The following is a 25,977-nucleotide window of genomic DNA, read 5'->3' on the forward strand; positions in this document are numbered from 1 at the left end:
TCACCCCCTACCAGTAATCATTGTTCCTATACCAGCATCTGTAAATATTTCAAGCAATAAAGCATGGGGGATTCGACCATCAATAATATGTGCAGCAGAGACTCCTTGAGCTAACGCTCTAATGCAACAGTTGGTTTTAGGTACCATTCCACCAGTTACGACGTTTGTTTCAATTAATTTTCTTGCTTCGTTTAGACGTATGCACCTTATGAGCGAAGAGGGATTGTCTTGGTCTTTAAGCACGCCAAGCGTGTCAGTAAGTAAAATGAGCTTTTCCGCTCCTAATGCTGCTGCAATTTCTCCTGCAACAGTATCAGCGTTAATGTTTAAAGATTCTCCTTGCGATGATGAGGCCACACTAGAAATTACAGGTATGTAGCCTTTCGCTAAAAGTGGTTCAATAACATCAGTGTTTACTTTCGCGACTTCTCCAACTAATCCATGACTGCCATCCCCTAGCTTCCTGGCTTCTATAAGGCCGCCATCAATCCCACATAGGCCTACAGATAGTGAACCCAATTGATTGATTCCATTAACAATCTGCTTATTAACTCTTCCAACAAGAACCATTTCGACAATGTCCATTGTTTGCCTATCAGTAACTCTCAATCCATTTCGAAACTCACTATTAATTCCGAAATTTTGTAGCCATTGATTAATTTCAGGCCCTCCACCATGAATAATCACTAGTTGGGCTCCAACACTTGAAAGTAATGCAATATCTCTGAAAACCGCTTTTTTTAATTTTTCACTTGACATTGCTGCGCCTCCATATTTGATTACAATTCGACGTCCTGCAAACTTCTGGATATATGGAAGAGCTTCGCTTAGAACAGACACTCTTATTGCATCATTTCCTAAATGAGCTGAGTTAAATTGATTTTCAGAATTTTTGTTGTCCACGAGGTAATAAAATCATTAAATGTCGTCTTTTGTTAGACCATCTCCAGGTTTTTGACTAGGCAGTAGCGTTAATTCTAGTTGTCCTGTACCGCAGCTGATTAAGGTTGCTTCGAAATTTTTTGCGAAAAATCTACCTAATCGATCTTTTTTCTCCTCCCACTTTTCTATCGGGACTCCATTAACTTCGAATTTCATTTGAATCCCAGATCTTGTTCCTTTATCAAGAATAGCTATTTCTTTGAGTTGCGGAGGCTTCAATTCGTCCCACAGTTTAAGTACTTGAAGAGAAGATTCAAGATGTGCTCTTTGCCCATATCGCCATCTAGTTACATCATCAATTAGATCTTGGAACTCTTGAGGAACTTTTGTTTTGAGCAGTGTTAATTCCTTTGATGAATTCTTGCAATTTGCAGGGGATAATTCAGAATTCTTTAAAGCCAGTCCAATAAGAAGAATAGGTACGCCATAAAAAAAGGTTGGTACACTCAGATTAGCGGCATTGCTGAAGTAAGAACTTAGTCCTATAACAGTTAACAAGGCTCCTAAAATAGAAATTAGACTTGCTGGAGAAATTGATTTATTCATGAACTTTATTTTGGCATTAGTTGTTTCAGAATTTCATTAAGAAAAAGGATTTATGGATTCATCTAAAAGCAAAACTATTGATCCAAATGAATTAATAGCTCTATTAAATGATGATAGAGCTTTGATTTTAGAGAAAATTGATCAAGGGGACTGGCCTGAGCTTAGGCATGATTTAGCTGCTTTGGAAAGGGAATTGAGTCAGCTTTTAACTGTTGCATATGAGAAGTTCGAGTCTGACTAACTGCAACTTTCAAAAGGCTTGGCGTTTAGAAAGGTATTTCATCTGTGTCGGGAATTAAAGGCGAGCTGTCCCAACTTGTAGATGGTTGACCATCGCTTGGTGAGTTCGCTGCTGCTTTGCTCTGAACTTCTGGTGTGTTCAGGGGAGAAGAGTCTCTAGTGTTGGATTGCTCTGAAATGCTATGAAACCTAGCGAGAGTGAATTCTGCCTTCTTTTCTTTTGTTCCATCTTGTCGGGGGATTGTATTCATTCTCAGGCGCCCTTCTAAAACAAGTTTCTGACCAACATGAATATTATTTTGTAATTCTTGTGCCAAGTTCCCCCATCCAATTACTTTTATAAAGCCTTGAGGGTCATCCGCTCTAAGACCGTTAAAACTAACTTCCATTTCTGCTATGGGAGTGGTGTTCCCTTGGGTGTAACGAATTGTTGGAGCTTGCCTCACAACAGCTTCGAGTAAGCAGTGATTCATTTCAATTCAAGCGCGCAGAGTTATCTTGATGCACAGTAGAAAAAATTGCCACCTACATATTTGGTTGTTAACCGGCACGCAGGAAGGACCAGAGCTGGCAAAAGCCTTTATAGACAGAGGGTGCAAAGTTAGCGTCAGTGTTGTTTCTTATGAGGCTTCTTTGTCATACTTTGGCTTGGGTTTGGAGTCTTTATGGGTTGGTTCTTTGAAAGGAGTTGAAGAAATTTCTTTGGTTTTAAGCAATGCTCAGGAAAATCACAATGGATTTGACTATGTTATTGATGCAACACACCCTTTCGCAAGAATAATAAGCTCTGATTTGAGAAAAGCTTGTTTAATATTTGGCCAAATCATTATTAGATATGAACGTTATTGTGAGAACCTACCTGGGGCTAACTTCATAAGAAATTTTCATGATCTTTCAAGTTTTAACTTGAAAGGCAAAAAATTACTTTTAGCTATAGGTTCAAAATATTTATCAGAATGTTTAAATGAAATCCATGATATTGGTGCAATTCCATTTGCAAGAGTTTTGCCTCGAGTTTCTAGTTTCGCCAAAGCATTATCTTGCAAAATACCTGAAGAAAACTTAGCAATTTTACAACCTTTGACTTCTTCGCCTGAAGGTGCAATAGAGAAAGCACTCTGTAGAAGCTGGAATATAAATGGGGTTATTTGTAGAGAATCAGGAGGTGGAACTCAAAGATTATGGCAGTCCATCTGTAAAGCGCAAAATATCAAGCTCTGGCTTATATCAAGGCCCACTGCGCCTGAAGGTATTTTAGTGGCTGATACCCTGGTAAAATTATTGCAATATATAGGGCTTTAATACCTTCTTGTTTTAACTTTTAAATTTCTATCTATGTCTAAATCTATAAAGCGTAAAAACTGTGTCTTGGTTCTAACTACAGAAAAGAATAATGATAGTGCTAATTATTTAGCTAATAGGCTGCTAGTTAAGAAATATGCAGCGTGCATTACTTTACGCAAAATTAAATCTATGTATTGGTGGGATGGTTCAATTGAAGAGAGTAAAGAGGTTCAACTTATGATAAAAACTAATCACAATAAATTGGATTTACTTTTAAAAGAAATAAAAAAATTACATTCATATTTAAAACCCGAGATAGTTTTTTGGGATGCGGATTGCAGTAAAGCATATGGGGATTGGCTGCAGCATGCAATTATGACTTAAAATAGTTATGTTTCATCTAAATAATTATTAACTAGCTTTTTAAGGTCAATTTGAGACCTGGTGCCGACTTGTGTAACTATATGGCCAGCGCAGATTGAGCCTATTTGCCCACATATGTCTAGACTTTTTCCGAGAGAGTAACCATAAAGAAAGCCACTTGCGTAAAGATCACCAGCACCAGTCGTATCAATTACTTCTCCCATTCTATATGGTTTAATTGTGAAACAATTTCCACCTGAAATTATAATAGAACCATTCTCTCCCATCGTTAGGACTGATATATCACAATGCTTATTGATAATGCTTTTAGCTTCATCTAGGCCTTTGCTTTTGTATAGTGAAATTATTTCACCTTCATTGGCAAATATTATATCTATATAATTACTAATTAATTCTTGAAAGCTTTCTCTGTGTCGTTCAACGCAAAATGCATCTGAGAGAGAAAGAGCAATTTTACCTCCTGAAGATTTGCATTCCTTTGCAGAAGTTATAAAAGCTTTTTTGGCTTCAGGATGATCCCACAAATAACCTTCTAGATATAGAACTTTTGCTTGTTTTACTAAAGATAGATCTATATCTTGAGGATTGAGAAAAACTGAAGCACCTAAGTAAGTGCACATAGTTCTCTGTGCATCAGGCGTTATAAGTATTAAGCACCTTGCAGTTGATGGTCCTATATCAATTGGAGGAGTCTGGTAATTAGCACCTGTTGAACATATATCATGTGTAAATATTTTCCCAAGATCATCATTTTTTACTCGTCCTATAAAGCCTGCTTCAATTCCTAGTTGTGCTAGTCCTGCAATTGTATTTGCAGCAGAGCCTCCAGAGCTTTCCAGACCAGGTCCGCTTACTAGGTATAGTTCTTCTGCTTTGCTCTGATCAACTAGGGTCATGGAACCTTTAGTCAATGAATTCTGTTCTAAAAAAGTGTCTGTTGAATGTACAAGAATATCTACAATTGAATTCCCTATCCCTACAACATCAAATTGCTTTTTGAGTGTCTTGTCTCCTTTTTTCAAATTGTCTCCTTCAGAGTTTTTATTAGCTATTAGTTTAAGTTTAAATATTTAATAAAGCACGCTTAGGGCCATGAATAGGATCTTCAACAACAATAGTTTGATCTCTACTAGCACCTAGTGAAACAATGGCTATTGGCACTTCCATAAGTTCTGCTAGGAATCTTAGGTAAGCCATTGCTGAAGGAGGTAGATCTTCCAACCTTCTGCAATTAGCAGTTGATGATTGCCATCCTTGCAGTGTCTTGAATATTGGTTTGCATCTGCTGAAATCTTCTGAGCTACTTGGGAAATGTTCAATTCTTTCATTATCTAATTGATATGCAATGCAAACTTTTATCTCTTCAAGCTCATCGAGGACATCCAATTTCGTAATTGCTAGGCAATCCAATCCATTTACCTGTACTGCATATTTACCTATAACCCCATCAAACCATCCGCATCGTCTTCTCCTTCCAGTGGTTGTTCCATACTCTCCTCCTCTGTCACACAACTGATCATTAATGCTGCCTTGCAATTCAGTAGGGAAAGGGCCTTCTCCTACTCTTGTTGTATATGCTTTAGCTACTCCAATTACCCTATCTATAAGCGTTGGACCTACTCCTGCTCCTATGCATGCCCCCCCTGATACAGGATTAGATGATGTTACGAAGGGATATGTTCCATGATCAAGGTCTAGAAGTGTCCCCTGAGCTCCTTCAAAAAGGATATTTTTTTTATTTCTTGCAGCTTGATGAATGACTCTTGTGCAATCAACAACATGCGGTCTTAAGCGATCACCGTACTCAAGATATTCTTTAATTATTTTTTCCTCTTCTAAAGGCTTTTCGCCAAATACCTTTTGCAGAACATTATTCTTTTCTTCAAGAGGTATGCGCAATCTTTCTCTGAGCTTTTTCTCATCTAGAAGATCGCCAACTCTTATTCCATTCCTTTGTGCCTTATCAGAATAGGTTGGCCCAATCCCTCTCCCAGTTGTCCCGATCTTTTGATGCCCCCTATTGTTTTCCATCGCTTGATCAATCAAACGGTGGTAAGGCATCGTTACATGAGCAGTTGAGGCTAGCTGTAAGTCGGAAATATTAATATCATTTTCAATTAGCATCTCAATCTCTCGAAGCATTACTTTTGGATCTACTACCGTTCCAGACCCAATTAGACATATGGTCTCAGGGTACAAAATGCCTGAAGGGATCAAATGAAGTTTGAGAACTTTTTCATCTACAACGATTGTATGACCAGCATTTACTCCACCTTGATACCTCACTACTACATCAGCTGACCTGCTTAGTAAGTCAGTGATTTTACCTTTGCCTTCATCACCCCACTGAGCACCTATGACTACTACGTTTGCCAATGAAATTGCGGTACGAAACCGCCCAACACAGAATGTATAACAATCTCAGATTTTCTCCTTTAAGTCAAAGTAATTGATTAAAGCTTATCTTTTAGACTTCTTTTTGAACGATTTTTTCTGCTCTTGATAGTTCTTTATTTAGTCTGGCTTTGAGTTTTTCGGGTATAGGACGATCTTTAAATGTTTTGTAATGACCAGCCATTGCATTTAAGGCTGTTTGCATCGTTGTAAAAGAGGTTGTCCCATTTACTTGAGGCCTGTTTCTATACCTTGAGATATAAGCTGTTATAAGTTCCAAGGCTTCGTCTTTTGCAGTGGAACGATCGGCAGAATCATCTGGAATGTCTACAGTACTTTTTAGATTTTCTGCAACAGAAATAGTGTCTTGCACAAAATCCCCAGTCATAAGAGCTTTACCTGCTTGAGCAACTTGACCGAAAGGAGCAAAGATTAGTAAAAGGCTTAAACAAATTGCTGAAACTGTTTTGATCAGTTTTGCCTTAAGTTTATGAAAGATAGGATTCATTTTAATGAACAGAGTTATTAAGACTCTAGGAGAATTAGGGTTTTATGGAGACTTCTCCTTGAATATCTTTTCTATTAACATTTTCACAGCATCTTCAAAATTCAGAATAGATACATTCCTATTAGATCTCTTAAAGAGCTCTACTTGTCCGGATGGAGCATCTCTACCTACAACCAGTCTCCAAGGAATTCCAATTAGATCTGCGTCTTTAAATTTTACGCCAGCTCTCTCCTTCCTGTCATCAATAAGAACATCAATGCCGTTTTCTTTTAACTTGTTATAAATGAGTTCTCCAAGGTTTCTTTGACCCTCATCTTGAATATTAGCTATTACAACAATTACATCAAAAGGAGAGATGCTTAGCGGCCAAATTATTCCTGATTCATCATGGTTTTGCTCAACTGAAGCTTGTGCAAGTCTGGAAACACCAATCCCATAGCATCCCATCCAGAAAGGTTCTAAACCTCCTCCTTCATTGGTAAAGCCTTTTTCTAGTGCCAAGGAGTACTTTCTTCCTAGTTGAAAAATATGACCTACTTCAATTCCTCTTTTCTCTAATAAAACTTCTTTTCTGTTATGACAGCAATTATCGCCAGGCTGCGCTTTCCTAATATCTGCGATCTGTGGAGTGCCTCCAAGTAGCTCCCAAGTGCAGAAAATTTTATGTTTATGAAGCTCATTTGCTCCACATACAAAACTTTTTAATTCTGAAGCAGTTTGATCTGATACTCTTATGAATTGTTTCTCCCAACCCGAAGAATTAGATAAAAAAGAATCTTTTAAATCAGGACCTATTGAACCAAAAGGTAAATCTTTTAACCCCTGCAATTTTAAATCTTCTCTTGAAATTGAGCTTATCTTTAATACGTTTTTCTGAGTATGTTTACTAATAAAGTTAATGAGCTTAACTTCATTCAGTTCTTGATCTCCCCTAATACTTACAAGAATTGGCTGTTTCTCTAAATCTTCGAGAGTTGCTAACATTACAATGACTTTTATTACTTGGTCCGAGTTAAAAGATTCCCCTTCACATAATGCATCTATTGTCATTTTATCTTTTGTTTCTATTAAAGACATTTTGCCTGTTTCTAAAGCCTTTGCTTGTTTGGGAATAGAAACGGCTTTCTCTTGATTTGCAGAGTATCTTCCATCTGAACTAATTAAAATTAAATCCTCACCGGCATCTGCTGTAACCATATACTCTTGTGATGCTGCTCCACCTATTGCTCCGCTATCTGCCTCTACTGGAACAGTTTCAATCCCACATCGAGAAAAAATATTTTTATAAGCATCTTTCATCTCTTCATAGGTTGACTGAAGGTCTTCTTCGCTTGAGTGGAAAGAGTATCCATCTTTCATGATAAATTCCCTACTTCTCATCAATCCAAATCTTGGGCGAATTTCATCTCTAAATTTTGTTTGTATTTGATATAGGTTTATAGGTAGTTGCTTATAAGAATTTACTGTTTCTCCAACTAGTTTTGTAATGATTTCTTCATGAGTAGGTCCTAAGCCAAGCTCTCTTCCTTGTCTATCTTTTAAATTAAACATAATACCTTCTCCTTGAGTATAACTCTGCCATCTTCCAGTTTGTTTCCATAATTCTGCAGGATGAAGTTGAGGCAAAAGTACTTCTAAGCAACCTTTAGAATTAAGTTCTTCTTGAATAATTCTGGTAATCTTTTGCAGAGTTTTCCACATTAGAGGCATGTATGCATATATCCCAGATGTTGCACGTTTTATGAAGCCTCCTCGAAGAAGCAATTGATGAGAAATTATATCGGCGTCGGCGGGAACATCCCGCAGCGTCACCAGCATTAGGCGGGAGACGCGCATGACTCTCTTTCCTTTGGTACTGAGTCATGATGATACCGCTCTTTAAGCAAACTGAAACAACCGCTTGTGAAAGTGTCCTTTCTGCACAAATGGACATAGATCTTTCACGCCTTGTCTGCTAATTTCTGCAAAGTTTTTTTCGCCCTGTTCTTAGATCATGTTTAATGGGGCAGTGGATATAAATCAATCTCAAGCATCCGGTATTAACCCAGACCTTAAATCTGTTATCTCTAATGGTGATTCTTTGGTTGGTATAGACGAAGTTCAGAAGTCACTGAATCGATCTAGAGCTTCTGTTTATAGGTATACCAATACTGACAGCAGGAATCTCAATCCTCCATTCAATCCGAGGAAGCTTAATCCTGAATTTAGAAGTGATCAAAAGGACCCTCTTTTGTTTCACCCAAATGAGGTGGCAAGATTTGCTAAAGATATTCTTAGAATTAAAGAGGTCACAGTTGAAGTATTAAATTCACCTTCTACTGCTACTCAAAACGTATTGGGTTCTATCCTTGAGGAGTTGAAACTCATAAGGATGCACCTTGAAACTAAGTCAAATTCAGCAGAAGGTTTTGCAAATAAACAAAATAACAAAGACTGGCCAGCAGCATAGTTAATTCAAAAAAGTGACCCCTTAAATACTCGTAATTATTAGATAAATTCCATCGGGTCTATTAAGATGCTAATTAAACCCCCATGAATTTTTTATATCTTTTTATTTAATCTGAATGGATTCAGAATCAACTTCATCGCGGCAACAGCTCCAGGAGGTTAACCCTCCATCAGGTTTTAAACCAGGAGAAGACTCTCAGGAGGGTGATGATGAAGACCCTTATAGTTGGAATGGTCCGTCCAATGCTTTGCTTGGTTTGGCTATAGCGATTACTTCAATCGGTGTTCCACTGTTGGTTGTGTTAATCGATCAGCCCCCTTCCAATGAAAAAACAGTTCCTTCTGCCTTAGAACCTTATGGATCTAAGTCCTCTTCCTCCATCTCCTTCGCAAGGTTTAGTTAACCTTATTGTTGAAATACCAGCAGGGAGTAGAAACAAGTATGAATACTTTTCCAAAGCAGGAGTAATGGCTTTGGATAGAGTTTTGCATTCGTCTGTTAGATACCCCTTTGACTATGGTTTTGTCCCTAACACTCTTGCTGAAGATGGAGCACCTTTAGATGCAATGGTAATAATGGAGGAGCCAACATTTGCGGGTTGTCTTATCCAGGCGAGGCCAATAGGGGTACTTGATATGCATGATTCAGGTGCATATGACGGTAAATTATTGTGCATACCAACGGCAGATCCACGTCAAAATGGTATTAACAGCATTAAGCAAATTTCTCCTAGCCAGCTTGAAGATGTAGCAGAGTTCTTTAGAACATATAAGAGTTTAGAAGGCAGAGTTGTTGTTATAGATGGCTGGAGGGATTTTGATGCTGTGGCAGATTTACTACAAACATGTATTGATGCGAATAATCAATCCCATAAATAAATTATTTTCTTCAAAGGATTTATGGTATATCATACTGGTTCCTTCTAGATATTGATTATGATCAAAAAAGTTACTATATATAGTTATTCTATGTGTGGAACTTGTAGGAAGGCTTTGAAATGGTTGAACGATAACAAGATCGAATATGAATTATTGGATATTACAAAAGAAGTTCCTTCTAAAGAACTTATTTTAAGTGCTATAGAACAATTGGGAGATAGGAAGTATCTTTTTAATACTAGTGGTAAGAGTTACAGATCCTTGGGCTCAAATGTTGTTAAAGCAATGACAAAGGATGAATCATTGAAAGCTCTTTGTAATGATGGAAAGCTTATTAAAAGACCCTTTTTGGTTGATAGTAATAAACATATATTAATTGGGTTTAACGAGCTTAAATGGAGCGATCATTTTTTGAGATAGAGTTTAAGTCATCTAGTTCAATAATTAGATCACTAAAGTCAGTATTATTTTTGAATTGTCTAAAGCTAAATATTTTAATTCCTTCTAGGAAGGATGTTATTAACTCTTGACTCTCACTCAGTATTGCTTCTTCTTCTAGAGATGATGCTAATTCTTCCCAGAACTTATCTATAGCCTCTAATGCTATCTTTTCCATTTGATAATCCTTGGCAGATAATCGCTCACCAGTATTTTTTGATAAACCTAGAATTACATCTGCCATGCTCGATGCGAGTTTCATGCTTATAACTGACTCTGCCCTGTCAATTATTTGATTGTCTCTTAATGGAATAGGCAACTTGGAACTTTCTATGCTTTTCTGAAGTGAATGATTTAATAGTGCTATAAGCTGAGCCCGCATATTAGGCCCTATTTTCTTTAGTAATAATGGCATCCATAGTCTTAAGAATTCTTTTAATTCACTACTTCCTTTCTTCCCGGGTGACTTATAGCTACATAAGCCCCGTATCCTATTAGGTAGAAGATTTGATTGAATATTTTGCTGGAAAGAATCTATGATTTTCACAGTTAATACCTCAAATAATTCAATAGCAAGTACTGCAACTACCCACTGACTTATAGCTGCTCTTAATGGCTCAATTTGAATTAATTTTGCATAAGAAAGCTTTGCAATTGTTGGGAATATTCGTAGTAATCTTAGAAAAGGTGTGAAAAATAAAATGTCTCCCCATTGCTTGATAATTGCATCTTTCCAAGTAATGGTTCTAAACCTAATCTTTAATAAATATGCTTGCAGAATTATATTTATTAAAAATAAAAGTTGAAATGGTAAATCTAATTTCCAAGAGTAATCTAAAATCCTACCGTCTTGATTTTTTTGCAGTATATAGCTTGCGTTTAACTTTGGTATTATCTTTTCTTTTAAGAACTTAGACTCATTACTCCACCCATTCTGCTTAATATATTCCCTTGTATGAAATTTAGTTATTGAATCTTTATAGTCTCTTTCTCCGATACGCGTTACAAGACGCTTTTTTATCATCTCAATATTGTTAATATTTGTGTTAACTCTACTCCTCTCTAGCTCATCTATAGCGGACATTATAAGTTGCTTGTTTTGATTAAGCATTTGTTCCAATCTTTGATCTTTAAATTCTTTCTTTGAAATAAAGTTGTCAAGACTTTGATAGCTTTTAATATATTCTTGACTTTTTTGATGCATTCCAACTCCTTTGATCTTGTCATACCTCGCAGTGATATTTGGAAGCGAGTAAAATGAAACCTCTAATGAGGGAATATTGAAAAGTTGAAATTTTTTGTTGACCCAAAAACTTCTTAGTTGTATATAACTTATGTCGAATATGGCCCAGGCTAGATTCGCTACCGCTAGGAACGCTATTGCCTTGTTCCATTTATCAAAAAATTGTTGCTTAGGTGTTGGTTTCGTATTTTGCCAGCGAGGACGAATCATAATTACTATCTCTTCTATTTAACTTAATGGTATATATACGAAGTGACTATCCTTCGCTTCTGAATTCATTCAAATGCATAAGGTTTAATTGCAAAAAACCAACTCAAGAATTGATGGCGACTTTATGAAAAAAAAGAATTCAAGTAACTCGGGATTTTTCTATGGACTCTGGGATTTTTGGGGACCTCTTTTGGTGACATTATCTTTATACACCGGCATAAGAGTTCTCTTGGCTGAAGCGAGGTATATACCTTCTGGTTCTATGACTCCCACTCTTCAAATCAATGATCGTCTTTTCATTGAAAAATTAACCTTTAGACGAAGAACACCGAAGAGGGGGGAAATAGTTGTATTTAACTCTCCTCATTCTTTTGATAAAACATTAATCTCTCAGCGCTTAAGACCATTACCTTCAAATCTTAAATGTGTCTTTTTAAGCTTGCCGATTGTAAATTCCTTTCCAGCAATTGGTGACCAAGCATGTGATGCCTACATAAAAAGAGTCGTTGCTATAGAAGGTGACGAGATCCTTGTTGGACTTAGAGGTGAATTATATGTTAATGGTGAGTTACTGGAAGAAAGTTATGTAAGAAATTATTGTGGTTTATCTATTGCGAATATAAGCAATTGTAAGGCTTTAAGAAGTCGTGTCCCGGAAGGTAATGTTTTTGTTCTGGGTGATAATCGTAGTAATAGCTGGGATGGAAGGTATTGGCCGGCTAGTCCATTCTTGCCGACAAAAGAAATTATAGGTAAAGCCTCTTGGAGGTTTTGGCCGCTTACTAGAATGGGGCCTGTTCATGAATAAGTCCACAAGCTTCAACTCCTCCTATGAAATTGTCAACTCTCAGGGGCTCATTAGAGTTTAAACCAATAGGATTTTGATGAGAAATCTTATTTAGGTTTTTAGCAGGGTCAAATAGTAACCATCGGTTACTACCAATCTTTAATCTCTCTGTTGGTAAAGCTAATATCTCTGAAGGACCAAAACTTAGAACTTGCCATAATTCCTCTACAGACCATCCATTGTTTTGGATTAGTTCTTCCCACAGAGAAGGAAGTACTAAGTGATGTCCAGTAACGCCTGGCAGTCTTTGATCTGCTGGTTTTTTGCTTTCAGCTTTCATCAAAGGGATGGCATGAACGGCGACCCCCGTAAGCGTATTTTCTTTTAAAGCCCTTATTAAACTATTCCGGTCTTCTGAGTCGCCTAGGGATGGACATACTCTTAATCCAGTAGATGTAAACCCAAGCTTTGAGCTGTCTGATAAAAGGTGCCACCAGGAAACACTTGCCATGGGTTTTGGCAAGCTTCTCGCAAGCATTGCAACGCCTTCAGCCGTAGATAGATTCATTAATCTTAAATTAATCTCAGGGTGTTGCCTTTGGAGATCAAGAAGTACGCCTAAAGGAATTGTTTCGCTAGCAACAGGGTCTAAATGGAATCCCAGCCGCAGAGTTTCTACACTTTCTCTTAAAATTCCATTTCCTTGAATGGCTTTATCTCTTGGGGCAATAAGGACAGGAGCTTTCCCTATCTCGCCAAGTAAGAATACCTTTTTAATAAATTCAATTGGCGGTATGTAATCATCGCAAGAAAAGCCTTTTGCACCAAATTTTAGGAGATCTCTGTGAGGTGATAATTCTTGACCTTTTCCATTTAAGCTGAGGCTTCCCCAGAGATGAAATAATACATCTGTGCTGTTTGGTGTGAGTCCGAGTGATAAATGTTCAGGCTTGTCTCTCCAAGTATTGCCTTTAGGGAGAAGTCCAATTTGACCATACCCTCCGATTGCAGCTTTGCTTTTCAGACTCGTTAGTGTTTCACTTAAGCCATTTAATGGATCTTCAAGAGTGGAGTGTGGGTCGACTAAGCATGGAGCAAGAATTTTGTTTTTGGCTGGAGTCTTTTTTAATCTAAGCTTTTTAGCCATGTCATGAGCCTCATCTCCAAAAGCTCGTATTTCGTTATCACATATGAGAACAGTCCCTTCAAATAAAGATTCCTTTGCGCCTAAAAGAATCTTAACTGGGCTTAATAAAATCGACATATTCATATGCATTAAAGAGCTCCTTGAGCTGTACAATCTATCAGGCCTCCTAGATGTGAGGTGATATTTAGGCTTGTAATAATTGCTAAACCTTCTTCGTCATCTGGGATGTCTATTACTGTAATGCCGCCATTACCTTGCTTGATCATCCAAATGTCTGATGGACTAAGTCCTAGTAAGTTGCAGATTATGGTTTTATTTACTGCATCGTGAGCTACTACTAATGCAGTGTCAGTGCTCGAAAGACTATCGCAAATTTGCATCCAGCAACCAACAGCACGATCCCAGACATCCTGTATGGTTTCACCATCAGGCATTTGAACTTTTTCTGGCGAAACTTGCCATTCTTTTAATAACCCCCCCCACGAATTTTTTATTTCTGACTCAAGCTTTCCTTCCCATTGGCCATGCCCTATTTCTATCAGCTCTTCAATGCATTTGATTTTTATATTTGAATTGTTTTTAAGTATTATTTTTGCTGTTTCCAAAGGTCTTGACATAGAGCTGCTAAAGACCTTGCTGAATTCTGTATTGCGTAAGAATTTGTTTGCGGCATTTGCTTGCTTTTTACCATTGTCATTTAGTGGAATATCTATTTGACCTTGGAATCGCCCTTCCTTATTCCAATTTGTTTCACCATGTCTTACAAGAATGATGCGAGCATTGCTCTTTTGTTTTGGGAATGGAGAACCCAAATGAGATGTAATGTTAAGACTTTCTATTTGTGTATTGTTAGAGCCTTTCTTAAGACCAGAGTTGATTTTTATAACAGATATTGAAGCATTGTCTAACCGAATCCTTCTAAAGCCATTTTCTGGTTTCCCTATTAATTGTAATATTATGCAACGGAGAATTGCGTTGTGACCAACTATTAGGACATTTTCTTCTTTTATTGGATCATGCCTATTTAATAAGTTTGCTATAAACTCTTCAGCTTGATCCATTAAGTCTTTGATTGGTTTGTATTGACTTCCGTCTTCTTTTGTTAAAACAAGTGCGTTGGGATTCTTTTTCCAAATGCCAAACTGTTCTGGGTAATTTGACTGAACTTCCTCACTTGTCAGTCCACTCCATTGACCTAAATCAACTTCTAAAAGATTTTTGTCGTAGATTATTTTGAGTTCGCTATTCCTATCTTTGAGCAATTCTTTAGTTGTATCTGCAGCTCTTTGAAGAGGAGAGCTATAAACACTATCAATTGATAGATCTGCAAGCTTTAGTCTTGCTTTCTTTGCTTGGAGAGTTCCTTCTTCAGTAAGAGTTGAAAGGTCATTGCGACCTTGTATTCGATTTTGTAAGTTGAAACTACTTAATCCATGTCGAACTAGCAGCAGTCGCAGAGTCATTGGCAGAAGTTCTTTACGAACTCATCTTATGAATAGTCTGTCAACCTAATGTTAATTAGGGCATGAGAATTGTTCTTTCCTCATTTTTTATTTATTGAGTCAGTTCAATATGCGAAAACAAGCTATCTCTCAATGGAAAGTATTAGTAGCAGTTTTGTCGCTGTTCCTAACAGTTCTAATTTGGCAAAAAGGTCTTCAGGAAAGTTTTGATAGACCTTCTGTAAGTCCTAGGATTTCTCTGAATCAACATGAGATAGCTTTATTGGCCCAGCCTGCTCTTCCTGTGAACGTTGAGACGGTTTTTGTAGGGACCAGTCCTAAGAATACTCTTAAAGAACTTCTTATGGAAATCCCAATAAACAACATTAGCGACAGAGAAAAACTTTTGCTTGCGTTGTTGGATGATTCAAAAGATATACGGCCTTCTCTTGTGGCAGCTTCTATCAAAGACAATGAGTTTCAATTAATTAGAGAACAAATATTAGAGAGTTTAGATGAGAATGGTGTTGCTTCAAGTTTATCTTCTCTTGCAAGCTTGAAGCGAGACCCTTTGATCTATGCGCTTTCATGTGGTGCTGTTGGAGGACGGTCGGGAGATTGTGTTGATAATAGAGTTTCTCAAAGCATGGCTTTGAGATTAGTTGCTAGTCAACTGATCCCAATTTTTGCAACTTTCCTTGGAATTAGCTTGTGTTTGCGTCAAGGATGGTTGCTTGTTCGTAAAAGGAATAGAATATGGCCCACTATTACGCCTTTGCCCCTATCAATAATAGATATGGTCCTGCTTGTTGCAGGAGGCTTTGTTGTTCTTGGAGAAGTTATAACACCATTAGTTGCTATTCCAATCAGCCAAGTGCTTACTAATGGGATCGCTAGTCCTATTAAGGAATCTGTAAATGTATTAATTGGTTATAGTTCCATGACTGTGCCACCTTTGATAATTTTTCGCCAACAGTTAAAAGTAGTTAGCAGCTTACAAATGCCTTTGGGAGGATGGATTCAATGGGGTTTGAAACCTCTTAACGAGTCTTTTTTGCAAGCCCTTCATGGTTGGTTGCTGGTTTTGCCATTCGTTCTACTTATAAGTTGGTTGATGACTTCTTTGATTGGTGATCCAGGTGGAAGTAACCCTTTGTTGGAGTTGGTTTTGGGCAGCAACAATTTTTTTGCCTTAGGGATCTTATTTCTGACAACAGTAGTATTAGCCCCCTTGTTTGAAGAATTTATTTTTCGAGGAGCACTGTTACCTGTTTTGGTTCAAAAGCAAGGACGAGTATTAGGAGTATTAATAAGTGCACTTGTTTTTGCACTTGCGCATTTAAGTATTGGTGAATTACCTCCTCTAATCGTTCTCGGGGTTGGACTTGCTCTTTTAAGGCTAAGCTCCGGGCGTCTGTTCCCATGTGTAGTCATGCATTCACTTTGGAATGGAATTACATTTGTGAATTTATTGTTATTGGCTTGAAAAGTTGTTGTGAATATGGTTCTCTATACTCTTGCAAGGCTCCTTAGAGGATGTTTGACTTGATTAATTGTGGATATTAAGTGGTTGTTCATGTTAAAAGAGCTAGCTCTTTTGAGCATAATAAGGACATTGAGTTGCCGTTAAGAACTCTTTCTTTAATGAGAGGATCATTTTCGGCAAGGAAAATCTCAAGAAAATATCCAGTGCTGGCTGGTTTTCATAGAGGTATAGATGGGGGGTTAATAGGAGTCCTTTTTTGTGCAGCCTTAATGTCTGCCGTGACATTGCATTCACAGTATCTTTGGACTCGTTCGTTTTCCAAGTTGGAAATTACTCGTGATTTGACTCATAGGCTCGAAGAGTCGATAGCTAATTTAGAACGTTATCTTTTGAACAGTGTTACATTGCCAAATACTATGGTAGAGACAAAGTCGTCAGACCTTCTTTATATCCCATCTCCTCCTGTAAATAGGCGTACATTATCAACTAGTTCTGTTGCCGTAGATTATATAAATAGATTATCTAGCTCGCCAATCATTCATGGCTATTAAGGCGAGTGAATAGGAAGCAAGGGACCCGACGACCTAGATCCAAAACTTTAGGCGCCCCACCTTTAGTACCGATACCTTCTTACAGGTTAAAGCTAACCTTTAGTATCCTTTGCATTGCTCTTTTGGGCTTGACAGGAAGAATGGCTTGGTTGCAATTGCTTGAGGGATCTTACTTAGAATCTCGTGCACGTAACTTCCAGACTAGGGAAATTAAGCCTTTAGGAAGTAGACGTCCAATTGTTGATCGCAAAGGAAGATTGGTGGCACTAGATGAAAAGAGGTTTAGGCTCTACGTTCACCCTAGTCAATTTAAATTTCCAGGAGATAAAGCAGGAATTATTCGTACGCCTACAGAAGTTGCAAGGAAACTCTCTAAACTCTTGCCTCTTTCGACTAATAAATTAGTAGAAGTTATGGGCAGAAAAGATTCAGGAGTGAAACTTATTGAGAATTTATCTAGTGATATTGCGGCTGACATACGAAGACTACGTATTAGCGGATTAGATTTAGAACCTTATTTGCAACGTGTTTATCCACAAGGTGATTTATTTGCAAATGTCGTTGGGTTTTTGGACTATGATCGTAATCCTCAGGCAGGATTGGAGTTAAGTCAAAGCAAAGAACTTTTGCGTCAAGAGAGAGTCCGTAAGCTTAGGTATGGAAGAGATGGGACCCCTTTACCTACTGATATAGAGCCAGGTGTATTGTTTCAGGATGATTTGCGTGTGAATTTGACATTGGACGCACGCCTTCAGGAAGTGGCCGTTAATGCCATTCAGAAACAAGTAATTGAGTGGGATGCAAAGAAGGCAGTCGCCATTGTCATGAATGTCGAGAATGGTGAGATATTAGCTTTGGCATCCACTCCTACATATAATCCTAATAAGTATTGGGATTATTCTCAAACTTTATATAAAGAGTGGTCTGTTCAAGAATTATTTGAACCTGGATCGACATTCAAGCCTATTAACTTAGCATTAGCACTTGAAGAGGGTGCGATTGATTCAGGAGGAACTGTTTATGATTCTGGAAGTATAAGTGTCGGAGGATGGCGACTAGGTAATTGGAATAAAAAACCTAATGGAGTTATTAATTATGCCAAAGTTCTTCAGGTCTCAAGTAATGTTGGCATGGTAAAGACAATGCAAAAACTAAACTCTTCAAAATATTGGGAATGGCTTAAGAAATTAGGCATAGACAAAAAGCCGGACACTGACTTACTTGGAGCTGTAGGGGGCCAATTGAAAAGTAAGGAAGTATTTATAAGTCAACCTGTTGAGCAGGCAGTTGCTTCTTATGGGCAGGGGTTCTCTATAACCCCTTTAAAATTAGCGCAGCTACATGCTCTACTTGCGAATGGAGGAAAATTTGTAAGGCCACATATTACAAGAGGATATCCAGAAAAATTATCTAACAATTTTGAAGACTCTGAACCTATCTTTAGGCCAGAAGTTACCAATACAGTACTTCGGTGGATGGAATCTGTCGTCGATAATTATGGAGAAAATAGTGTAAAAACGCAGAATTATCGAATAGGGGGCAAAACAGGAACTGCTGATCAAATTAGAAATGGAGTTTATAGTTCTAAAATTTGCAGTTTTGTAGCGATTTTACCAATCCAATCACCGCGTTTTGTAGTTCTCGTTGCTGTAGATGGGCCCAAAAAGCCTTATGCATATGGAGGGACTGTTGCCATGCCTGTCGCAAAGAAGATTGTTGAAAGTTTAATTGTGATAGAAAAGATTCCTCCTACAACTGGTTTGAAGGTTGTGGATTCTTTGAAAAATTAGTATTTACTAGAGATTAGTTTGATCTCATAAATATAAGGGTGAAATTAATGGGGAAATAGCTACCTTGAAAGTAAAAGAATACATAGAACAAGAAACCCTTATGAAGAACTTATTGGAACAACTTACAGCCATGACAGTTGTCGTTGCTGATACAGGTGATCTAGAGGCTATTAGGACTTTCAAGCCTAGAGATGCTACAACCAACCCTTCGTTAATTCTTGCTGCAGCTCAGATGCCAGATTATCAAGGTTTAATTGATGAGTCTTTGCAAGCTTCTAGAGATAAATTGGGAGATGGAAGCACTCCTAAAAAAATAATTGAAGATGCTTTAGATCAAGTTTGTGTAGTTTTTGGTAAAGAGATTTTAAAAATTATTCCTGGAAGAGTTTCGACGGAAGTAGATGCTCGTCTTAGTTATGATACAGAAGCGACAATTGAGAAAGCAAGGAAGCTGATCAGTCTCTATGAAAAAGCTGGTATAACAAAAGATCGTGTGCTTATAAAAATTGCATCTACTTGGGAAGGAATTAAGGCTGCTGAAGTTTTAGAAGAAGAAGGCATTCATTGTAATTTGACTTTATTATTTAACTTTTGCCAGGCTGTTGCTTGTGCAGAGGCAGGTGTAACCCTTATTTCTCCATTCGTAGGCCGCATACTTGATTGGTATAAAGCAAAAACAGGCAAAGATTCATATTTAGGAGCTGAAGACCCTGGAGTTATTTCTGTCACTCAGATTTTTAACTATTTTAAAGTTAATAATTATCAAACAGAGGTTATGGGAGCTAGTTTCAGAAATATTGATGAAATTATTGAATTAGCTGGCTGTGATTTGTTAACAATCTCCCCGGCGTTGTTGGATCAATTAAGGAATACACATGCTCCTCTTCTTAAAAAGTTAAACTATTTGGCCCCTACTAGTTCTGAAGAGAAAATTAGTGTTAATCGTGATAATTTTAAAGTAATGATGGAGGCTGATTTGATGGCAGATGAGAAGTTAAAAGAGGGAATTGAAAAGTTTAGCAAGGCAATTGAAGCATTAGAGGTTAAATTGGGAGACAGATTATTTATACTTGAAGATAATAAGGCATGTGCATTAAAAGCATCTTGATTAATAAAGGCTGTTGATTTTTGTATGGTGAATATAAAAATATTTTTCTCTCTTTATAGTAATTTAAAGATATTTTACGGTTCAAAACACGTATCTTGATTTTATAGTTATCAGCTTCATTTTGTCAATGAAGTTATAACGATAACAAATTAGTCCGATGATACTATCTTTGGAAAATCAATCTTTTAATGACTCGCTGAGCTATATCCTCATAACTCATTTTCCCAGACAAAATCTGAGCAATTCTTTCTGGCGCAGTAGGTCTTTTTATTCCTAACTGATAACCAACTTTTGGGAACCTATAAAAAACTTGAGAAATACGCCTTCCCCATGCCATTGAATCCCCCCACTCCAACTTAATTGCTTTCGTATAGCCACTTAAATCTTGAGTTCTGCCTTCAAGCCATAGATTGAGATGTTTTGCTGCTTGACAACCACTCATAAGTGCAGGGCGCAGTCCTTCAGCTAAAAAAGGGTCACATAGTGAAGCTGCGTCACCTACTGCGACTATTCCATTTGAGTGAAGGTCATTATGGCCATTCCATACTCTTAGAGATGAGCTTGTTCGTTCACCTTCTCCGGGCGCAAATCCAAGGTTAGGTAGAAGTTGTTCAAGAATTGCATCGCTATTGCTAGAGTTTTTGCCAATAAAAGTTCCAACTCCAATATTTACATTTCCTCTTAGTGGGAATGCCCAAGCAAAACCATGTTTAACTAATCCGAATTCAAACCTGGCAGTACCTTCTTTTAAGCTACCTCTACCATTTAATCTTACTGAAGTTGTTGAAGCAAAATGAAGATTTTTTGGTCCTAAATTAAAGACTTTTGACCATTGTGAATTTGAGCCATCAGCAATAACTATTGATCTAGTTTTAATCGTTTGATTGTTTTCAGAGTTGATAATCCAATGGTTTTTTTCTTGCGCAATTTTGCAAGCGTTAAAAGGTTTTAAAAGTTTTGCTCCTTTAGAGATTGCCTTTTCAATCAAAAAATTATCTAGATTTTCTCTTCTTACAATCCAAAAAGGCGAGGAGCCTGGGAGCTCAGCAATAACTTCATCAGATAAGAACCAGCTAAACTCAACACTGCTGATAATTTCTTCTATAACTGGTTGAAGGCTAAAGGGAAAGTATTCTTGAACTGAAGCAGCCATCCCTCCTCCACAAGGCTTTCTCCTAGGGAAGTCATCTTTTTCAAGTATGACTACTTCTTTGTTCGCATTTGCCAGGTGAAATGCTGCAGCACCCCCTGCTGCACCAGCACCCACAACTACTACATCTGTAAGAGTCAAACTTTTAAAATTTCTGATTCTTTTTTAGAGAGGTTTTGTTCAATCTCACCTATAAATTTATTAGTAAGCTTTTGTACATTTTCTTGCTCATCTCTACTTTGATCTTCTGAAGCATCACCTGCTTTCTCTGATTTTTTAATTCTTTCGATTGCATCTCTTCTAATATTCCGAAGTGCAACCTTACCTTCTTCCGCGTATTTAGAAGCTAATTTGCAGAACTCTTTCCTCCTTTCTTCTGTAAGAGGTGGAACATTTATGCGAATTATTTTACCGTCGTTATTTGGAGTAAAGCCAAGGTCACTAATGGCAATAGCCTTTTCTATCAGTGCTAAAGAGCTTAAATCAAATGGTTGAATTGCAATTGTCTGAGAATCAGGTGTAGAGATTGTCGCAAGTGATTTCAAAGGAGTTTCTGAACCATAATATTCCACAGTTAATCGATCTAAAAGAGATGTACTCGCTCTACCAGTTCTAATCGTGTTGAAGTTGCGTTGAGCAGCTTCTACCGATTTACGCATGTTTGATTCGAGGTCTTGAAGAAGCATTGATTTGAAAACTTAAAACTAAGAAAAAAGAGTTGAAAAGGTAATGAAATTAATTGGCATTTTTAATTAAAGAACCAATTGCCTCTCCAGCTACTGCTTTGCTTATATTCTCAGATTCGAAAATGTTAAAGACAACTATCGGGATATTGTTATCTTTGCAAAGCGCTATAGCTGTACTATCCATTACAGCTATCTCTCTGGTTAAGACTTCTTGAAACGATAATTTTTTGAATTTTGTTGCATTTGGGAATTTTTTAGGATCCCGATCATATACACCATCAACTTTCGTAGCTTTAAAAATTACTTCGGCATTTATTTCGGCTGCTCTTAATGCGGCAGTTGTATCAGTTGTGAAGAAAGGATTCCCACATCCGCCTCCAAATACCACTACTCTCCCTTTCTCAAGATGTCGAATCGCACGTCTTCTTATATATGGCTCTGCTATTTGCTGCATCTCGATAGCACTTTGGACTCTTGTGGGAACACCAGCTCTTTCTAAACCGTCCTGAAGTGTGATGGCATTCATTACTGTCGCAAGCATTCCTACATAGTCTGCAGTTGCTCTATCCATGCCAGCAGCGGATCCTTTGAGGCCTCTAAAAATATTTCCCCCACCTACGACAATTGCTAATTGGGTCCCTCTAGAGACAACTTTTGAAACATCTTTGGCAATTGAAGAAACTATCTCGGGATCTATTCCATATGGTTTATCTCCCATTAGAGCCTCACCACTGAGTTTTATAAGAGCGCGTGAGTAAGCCATTCTTGGTCGATATCTATAAGACAGTAGCAAGGTTCTTAAAAGATCTTCGTATCTGTATGGGTTTGCTGGTCTGTGGTTTAATCGTACGTTTTAATTAATTAAAGGTAATTTTCTTGTGGAAGCTTCTTCATCCGACAGTTTAATAATGGCAAAACTAACTATTTCTGCAATTTTGAGAAGTTGCAAAGAAGAGGATTCCTGGAAAGATCCATCTGTTCATAGAGCAATATTAGTGAGTGGATTATCAGTTTTGGTTGCTTCTTCTAAACTTATTGAAGAAGATCTAGGCTAAGTTAATATTTTAAAATTCAACACCTTCTTGTGCTTTAACACCTTGCTCTCTAAAAGGATGATGCAATAATTTCATTTCAGTTACTAAATCTGCTTTGCTTATAAGGTCTTTATGTGCACCTCGACCAGTCAAAACAACATGCGTTAGAGGAGGCCTTTTTTCGATTCCTTGTATTACTTCCTCTACAGAAATATATCCAAGCTTAATTGCAATATTGATTTCATCAAGTATCACTAATTTGTATTCACTATTTATCAAGTAAGATATTGATTTCTCCCAAGCTTTCCTTACAAGATCCTTATCTTTATTCCTATCTTGGGTCTCCCAAGTAAACCCTTCTCCAAGGGCATCCCAGCTTAGTAAAGGACCGAATAATTTTAATGCGCTAGCTTCGCCAGGCTCCCACCCCCCTTTAATAAATTGAATAATTGCAACTTTCTTATTATGGCCTAGAGTCCTTATGGCCATGCCTAAGGCCGCAGTGGTTTTCCCCTTGCCATTACCTGTGAAAATAATGATTAAAGATTTTTGGATATTTCTTTCTTTTACTCTTTTCTCTTGAACTTCTTTTCTTTGCTTCATACGTTTAATGTAAGCATCTTCTTTAAGATCTGCTTCTAAATAACCACCCATTCCAATATGTTGAGATTTTTTGTCTAATTCCTTTAGCCTTTCCTCTTCATTACCTTTGCTTTTAATCATAAGAATTCAATTGCTATTAAAAACTATATATTAGATTTTGCTGTAAAACATTAAGCAACTTTTTGTTTACCTAAAGCAGCATCTACAGCTTTTTGCTGATCTCTTCTTGTTATCCAATGATGATAAGTCCGAGTATGAATGGCCACAGAATGACCCATCATTCTTGCTGAAACTGTATCTGGCAGACCAATGTGTATTGTACGAATAGCCCAAGCATGCCTTAGGTCATACGGAGTAAAGGGTATTTTGTACCTATTGAATTGTTCAGTTACTCTTCGTCCAACTTTTTGAAGAGTTGTTTTTGACAAGTCTTTTTGAATTTCTGGTAATTCAATGAGAGAGTCTCCTAGTTTGTCCAGGTTAAAGATTCCTACCCATTCTGGGAGAAAGGGCCAAGCTTGATGCTCCCCTGTCTTTGTGCTTGGAAATATTCTTAAAACTTTATCCCCACTTTTTTTTAGGCAAGAAATATCACAAAAAAACACTTCATGATTTCTTAGCCCATACGTTGCAATTAACCCAAAAACTAATTTCCATTTTTGGTTTGGGATTGATTTGTAAGAACTTATTATTTGCTCATCACTTGGCAGTTTTCTAAATTGTGCCTTGTGCAAACCATAGCCATAAGCTATTTTCCTCCAATCTTGGGGTAATTGGATATTTAGGTAATTAGCAAGAGAATTGATAACAGTTCCACACTGTTGCCTACTTCTAGTATTTTCTGAATAGCTAGATAGTGCTCTGAGCATTATTTCTTTGTTTAATTGTGAGCCATTGTCAAAAGCAATTTCTTTAAGCCTTTTTAAATATGGTTTATAAGCTGAATTCCAATTAGATATTTGGCTTGAGGCCATAGTTCTTATATGTTTCTTTTCAAAAAAATGCGATTCAAATTTTGCTATTGCACCTTCTATTTCTGTTTGATAGTTAGATTTTGTTTTTTCTTGCTTCTTGACTGACCAGTTTTCCCAAGTGAATTGTTTATGCTCAATTTGTAGAGAAACTAGTTGAAGTTTTTTTAAGGCTTGGATTAGACCTTCTGAGCTTGCAGGTATGCCTAAGCTAATTCTTTGGACTTTAAAATTCTCATGTGACTTGTTACATGGCAATGGCCCTCGAATAGATAGTTTTTGTCCTCTCTTTTCAATTCTTAATTTCACCCCTTCCGAGGCAAGATTGAGATTAATGTTCCGGAGTTCACTATTTAGTGTCATTAGTCTCAATGGTTACACATACATTGACGTCATTAGGGGCTAAGCTCAAGCCCTCATTCTTAGTTTTTTATGACTAGGGTAGGCATTCTTTTAATGAATCTTGGGGGACCTGAGCGCATTAAGGATGTTGGACCTTTTTTGTACAACCTTTTCTCTGATCCTGAGATAATTAGAATTCCTATTCCGTTTTTTCAAAAACCTCTTGCTTGGTTTATTAGTGCTCTTAGAAGTTCAAGATCTCAGCAGGCATACCAAGCTATTGGTGGTGGATCTCCTTTGCGGAGGATTACAGAGCAACAAGCTAGAGAGTTGCAAAGTGAACTTCGCCAGAGAGGTATTGATGCAACAAGTTATGTTGCTATGCGATATTGGCACCCTTTTACTGAATCGGCTGTATCAGATATAAAGGCTGATGGCATAAATCAGGTTGTTGTACTTCCTCTATATCCACAATTTTCTATAAGTACAAGTGGCTCTAGTTTTAGAGAGCTTAGAAGATTAAGGGAAGCAGATCCTGCCTTTCAAAAACTACCTATAAGATGTATTAGAAGTTGGTTTAATAATAAAGGCTATATAACTTCTATGGCCAAATTAATTCAAGAGGAAATATTGCTATGTGAATCACCAGAGAAAGCACATGTATGCTTCACTGCTCATGGGGTTCCTAAAAGTTATGTTGAAGAGGCCGGGGATCCTTATAAGGATGAAATTGAAGATTGTTCAATATTGATTATTGACCAACTTGAGAAAGCATTAGGTTATAGCAATCCTTATACTCTTTCTTATCAGAGTAGAGTTGGTCCAGAAGAATGGCTTCAGCCATATACTGAGGATGTTTTTGAAGAACTTGCTAATTCAGGAAAAAAGGAACTAGTTGTTGTACCAATTAGTTTTGTAAGCGAACATATCGAAACGCTGCAAGAAATTGATATAGAATATAGAGAGATAGCAAAGGGTTTTGGTATAAAGAATTTTAGAAGAGTTCGAGCTTTAGATACCTATCCAATGTTCATACATGGACTTGCAGATTTGGTTACTTCATGCCTTGAAGGGCCTGAAATTAGTCTAGATGAAGCTGCAAAATTGCCTGAACGAGTTAAGCTTTATCCCCAAGAGAAATGGCAATGGGGATGGAATAATAGTGCTGAAGTTTGGAACGGTAGAGTTGCAATGTTTGTATTTATTGTACTTTCATTAGAGTTGTTCATTGGGAATGGGCCTTTGCATTACATAGGCCTGCTATAAACGATTTTTTCTTTTAATTCCTGTGTTCGAATATCAAATAATTAGCCTATTAGGCTTATTATTTGAATTTTTCTTTATATTTCCTGGGCAAAGTAAGC

29 protein-coding genes are annotated in these 25,977 nt (G+C 37.3%); 14 read left to right on the forward strand and 15 right to left on the reverse strand.

Annotated features, from left to right (window positions below; genetic code table 11):
• Both argB and O5635_RS09035 read right to left on the reverse strand, forming a co-directional pair.
• The gene (argB, locus tag O5635_RS09030; protein WP_036901198.1) at positions 1 to 903 is read right to left on the reverse strand and encodes an acetylglutamate kinase; all 903 of its coding nucleotides are present in this window, start codon (positions 901 to 903) and stop codon (positions 1 to 3) included.
• 15 nt (positions 904 to 918) lie between these two features.
• Entirely contained in the window at positions 919 to 1,488 is a 570-nt protein-coding gene (locus tag O5635_RS09035; protein WP_036901197.1) for a DUF2854 domain-containing protein, read from the reverse strand.
• A gap of 52 nt (positions 1,489 to 1,540) precedes the next feature.
• Here O5635_RS09035 and O5635_RS09040 point away from each other — a divergent pair, with 52 nt between their 5' ends.
• Positions 1,541 to 1,729, forward strand: coding sequence for a hypothetical protein (locus O5635_RS09040; RefSeq protein ID WP_036901196.1), 189 nt, complete (start codon positions 1,541 to 1,543; stop codon positions 1,727 to 1,729).
• A gap of 25 nt (positions 1,730 to 1,754) precedes the next feature.
• Here O5635_RS09040 and O5635_RS09045 read toward each other — a convergent pair whose 3' ends face one another.
• Positions 1,755 to 2,201, reverse strand: a complete 447-nt coding sequence (locus tag O5635_RS09045; RefSeq protein ID WP_036901195.1) for a single-stranded DNA-binding protein — start codon at positions 2,199 to 2,201, stop codon at positions 1,755 to 1,757.
• A gap of 28 nt (positions 2,202 to 2,229) precedes the next feature.
• Here O5635_RS09045 and O5635_RS09050 point away from each other — a divergent pair, with 28 nt between their 5' ends.
• Together O5635_RS09050 and cutA are read left to right on the forward strand one after the other, a co-directional pair.
• A complete protein-coding gene (locus O5635_RS09050) occupies positions 2,230 to 3,030 on the forward strand; it encodes a precorrin-6A/cobalt-precorrin-6A reductase (protein WP_036901928.1) in 801 nt (266 codons plus the stop codon).
• A 33-nt stretch (positions 3,031 to 3,063) separates the two neighbouring features.
• Positions 3,064 to 3,396 carry a divalent-cation tolerance protein CutA gene (gene cutA / locus O5635_RS09055; RefSeq protein ID WP_036901194.1) on the forward strand — a complete coding sequence of 111 codons (333 nt, stop codon included), beginning with the start codon at positions 3,064 to 3,066 and terminating at the stop codon, positions 3,394 to 3,396.
• A 5-nt stretch (positions 3,397 to 3,401) separates the two neighbouring features.
• Here cutA and O5635_RS09060 read toward each other — a convergent pair whose 3' ends face one another.
• The 4 genes from O5635_RS09060 to O5635_RS09075 form a co-directional block, all read right to left on the reverse strand.
• Positions 3,402 to 4,418, reverse strand: a complete 1,017-nt coding sequence (locus O5635_RS09060; RefSeq protein ID WP_036901193.1) for an adenosine kinase — start codon at positions 4,416 to 4,418, stop codon at positions 3,402 to 3,404.
• Positions 4,419 to 4,458: 40 nt separating this feature from the next.
• Positions 4,459 to 5,772 carry an adenylosuccinate synthase gene (locus tag O5635_RS09065; RefSeq protein ID WP_036901192.1) on the reverse strand — a complete coding sequence of 438 codons (1,314 nt, stop codon included), beginning with the start codon at positions 5,770 to 5,772 and terminating at the stop codon, positions 4,459 to 4,461.
• Between the two features lie 91 nt (positions 5,773 to 5,863).
• Positions 5,864 to 6,298 carry a photosystem II protein Psb27 gene (gene psb27, locus O5635_RS09070; protein ID WP_036901191.1) on the reverse strand — a complete coding sequence of 145 codons (435 nt, stop codon included), beginning with the start codon at positions 6,296 to 6,298 and terminating at the stop codon, positions 5,864 to 5,866.
• Between the two features lie 42 nt (positions 6,299 to 6,340).
• A complete protein-coding gene (locus tag O5635_RS09075) occupies positions 6,341 to 8,134 on the reverse strand; it encodes a proline--tRNA ligase (RefSeq protein ID WP_036901190.1) in 1,794 nt (597 codons plus the stop codon).
• Between the two features lie 157 nt (positions 8,135 to 8,291).
• Between O5635_RS09075 and O5635_RS09080 the strand changes: the two genes are divergently transcribed.
• The 4 genes from O5635_RS09080 (at position 8,292) to O5635_RS09095 (ending at position 10,045) form a co-directional block, all read left to right on the forward strand.
• Positions 8,292 to 8,747 carry a resolvase gene (locus O5635_RS09080; protein ID WP_036901189.1) on the forward strand — a complete coding sequence of 152 codons (456 nt, stop codon included), beginning with the start codon at positions 8,292 to 8,294 and terminating at the stop codon, positions 8,745 to 8,747.
• Positions 8,748 to 8,862: 115 nt separating this feature from the next.
• Positions 8,863 to 9,150 (forward strand): hypothetical protein, encoded by a 288-nt coding sequence (locus O5635_RS09085; protein WP_036901188.1) that lies wholly within the window; start codon positions 8,863 to 8,865, stop codon positions 9,148 to 9,150.
• Positions 9,104 to 9,625: an inorganic diphosphatase gene (locus O5635_RS09090; RefSeq protein ID WP_269607525.1), complete on the forward strand. Its 522-nt coding sequence runs from the start codon at positions 9,104 to 9,106 to the stop codon at positions 9,623 to 9,625. The genes O5635_RS09085 and O5635_RS09090 overlap by 47 nt, the downstream gene beginning before the upstream one ends.
• Before the next feature lie 57 nt (positions 9,626 to 9,682).
• The gene (locus tag O5635_RS09095; RefSeq protein ID WP_036901926.1) at positions 9,683 to 10,045 is read left to right on the forward strand and encodes a Spx/MgsR family RNA polymerase-binding regulatory protein; all 363 of its coding nucleotides are present in this window, start codon (positions 9,683 to 9,685) and stop codon (positions 10,043 to 10,045) included.
• Here the strand turns inward: O5635_RS09095 and O5635_RS09100 are convergent.
• Entirely contained in the window at positions 10,017 to 11,516 is a 1,500-nt protein-coding gene (locus O5635_RS09100; protein ID WP_036901186.1) for a hypothetical protein, read from the reverse strand. The genes O5635_RS09095 and O5635_RS09100 overlap by 29 nt on opposite strands.
• An 88-nt stretch (positions 11,517 to 11,604) precedes the next feature.
• Here O5635_RS09100 and lepB point away from each other — a divergent pair, with 88 nt between their 5' ends.
• Positions 11,605 to 12,324 carry a signal peptidase I gene (lepB, locus tag O5635_RS09105; RefSeq protein ID WP_332299666.1) on the forward strand — a complete coding sequence of 240 codons (720 nt, stop codon included), beginning with the start codon at positions 11,605 to 11,607 and terminating at the stop codon, positions 12,322 to 12,324.
• Here the strand turns inward: lepB and O5635_RS09110 are convergent.
• Positions 12,299 to 13,567: a dihydroorotase gene (locus tag O5635_RS09110; protein ID WP_152557276.1), complete on the reverse strand. Its 1,269-nt coding sequence runs from the start codon at positions 13,565 to 13,567 to the stop codon at positions 12,299 to 12,301. The two genes, lepB and O5635_RS09110, sit on opposite strands and share 26 nt — an antisense overlap.
• Before the next feature lie 11 nt (positions 13,568 to 13,578).
• Positions 13,579 to 14,913 carry a histidine phosphatase family protein gene (locus O5635_RS09115; RefSeq protein ID WP_036901185.1) on the reverse strand — a complete coding sequence of 445 codons (1,335 nt, stop codon included), beginning with the start codon at positions 14,911 to 14,913 and terminating at the stop codon, positions 13,579 to 13,581.
• A gap of 109 nt (positions 14,914 to 15,022) precedes the next feature.
• Between O5635_RS09115 and O5635_RS09120 the strand changes: the two genes are divergently transcribed.
• The 4 genes from O5635_RS09120 (at position 15,023) to O5635_RS09135 (ending at position 19,827) form a co-directional block, all read left to right on the forward strand.
• Entirely contained in the window at positions 15,023 to 16,378 is a 1,356-nt protein-coding gene (locus O5635_RS09120) for a CPBP family intramembrane glutamic endopeptidase (protein ID WP_036901184.1), read from the forward strand.
• 158 nt (positions 16,379 to 16,536) lie between these two features.
• Entirely contained in the window at positions 16,537 to 16,929 is a 393-nt protein-coding gene (locus O5635_RS09125) for a hypothetical protein (protein WP_072013261.1), read from the forward strand.
• Between the two features lie 5 nt (positions 16,930 to 16,934).
• Positions 16,935 to 18,719, forward strand: a complete 1,785-nt coding sequence (locus O5635_RS09130; RefSeq protein ID WP_052042715.1) for a peptidoglycan D,D-transpeptidase FtsI family protein — start codon at positions 16,935 to 16,937, stop codon at positions 18,717 to 18,719.
• A gap of 100 nt (positions 18,720 to 18,819) precedes the next feature.
• Entirely contained in the window at positions 18,820 to 19,827 is a 1,008-nt protein-coding gene (locus O5635_RS09135) for a transaldolase (RefSeq protein ID WP_036901183.1), read from the forward strand.
• Between the two features lie 163 nt (positions 19,828 to 19,990).
• On the opposite strand, the gene O5635_RS09140 is transcribed toward O5635_RS09135, so the two are convergent.
• Genes O5635_RS09140 through pyrH form a run of 3 tightly spaced genes read right to left on the reverse strand, consistent with a single transcriptional unit; the run spans position 19,991 to position 22,426 of the window.
• Positions 19,991 to 21,118, reverse strand: a complete 1,128-nt coding sequence (locus O5635_RS09140; protein WP_036901182.1) for an NAD(P)/FAD-dependent oxidoreductase — start codon at positions 21,116 to 21,118, stop codon at positions 19,991 to 19,993.
• Positions 21,115 to 21,663, reverse strand: coding sequence for a ribosome recycling factor (gene frr / locus O5635_RS09145; RefSeq protein WP_036901181.1), 549 nt, complete (start codon positions 21,661 to 21,663; stop codon positions 21,115 to 21,117). Before frr ends, O5635_RS09140 begins: the two co-directional genes overlap by 4 nt.
• Positions 21,664 to 21,712: 49 nt before the next feature.
• Positions 21,713 to 22,426: a UMP kinase gene (gene pyrH / locus O5635_RS09150; protein WP_036901180.1), complete on the reverse strand. Its 714-nt coding sequence runs from the start codon at positions 22,424 to 22,426 to the stop codon at positions 21,713 to 21,715.
• Positions 22,427 to 22,571: 145 nt separating this feature from the next.
• On the opposite strand from pyrH, the gene O5635_RS09155 reads away from it, so the two are divergent.
• Positions 22,572 to 22,718: a hypothetical protein gene (locus O5635_RS09155; RefSeq protein WP_193742005.1), complete on the forward strand. Its 147-nt coding sequence runs from the start codon at positions 22,572 to 22,574 to the stop codon at positions 22,716 to 22,718.
• 9 nt (positions 22,719 to 22,727) lie between these two features.
• On the opposite strand, the gene cobO is transcribed toward O5635_RS09155, so the two are convergent.
• Positions 22,728 to 23,420, reverse strand: coding sequence for a cob(I)yrinic acid a,c-diamide adenosyltransferase (gene cobO / locus O5635_RS09160; protein ID WP_052042713.1), 693 nt, complete (start codon positions 23,418 to 23,420; stop codon positions 22,728 to 22,730).
• 50 nt (positions 23,421 to 23,470) lie between these two features.
• Positions 23,471 to 24,634 carry a site-specific integrase gene (locus O5635_RS09165; RefSeq protein ID WP_036901179.1) on the reverse strand — a complete coding sequence of 388 codons (1,164 nt, stop codon included), beginning with the start codon at positions 24,632 to 24,634 and terminating at the stop codon, positions 23,471 to 23,473.
• Positions 24,635 to 24,703: 69 nt separating this feature from the next.
• Between O5635_RS09165 and hemH the strand changes: the two genes are divergently transcribed.
• Positions 24,704 to 25,879, forward strand: coding sequence for a ferrochelatase (hemH, locus tag O5635_RS09170; RefSeq protein ID WP_036901178.1), 1,176 nt, complete (start codon positions 24,704 to 24,706; stop codon positions 25,877 to 25,879).
• Positions 25,880 to 25,977 lie beyond the last annotated feature (98 nt).

The sequence above is a fragment of the Prochlorococcus marinus str. MIT 0919 genome (genome assembly GCF_027359375.1).
Lineage (GTDB): Bacteria > Cyanobacteriota > Cyanobacteriia > PCC-6307 > Cyanobiaceae > Prochlorococcus_D.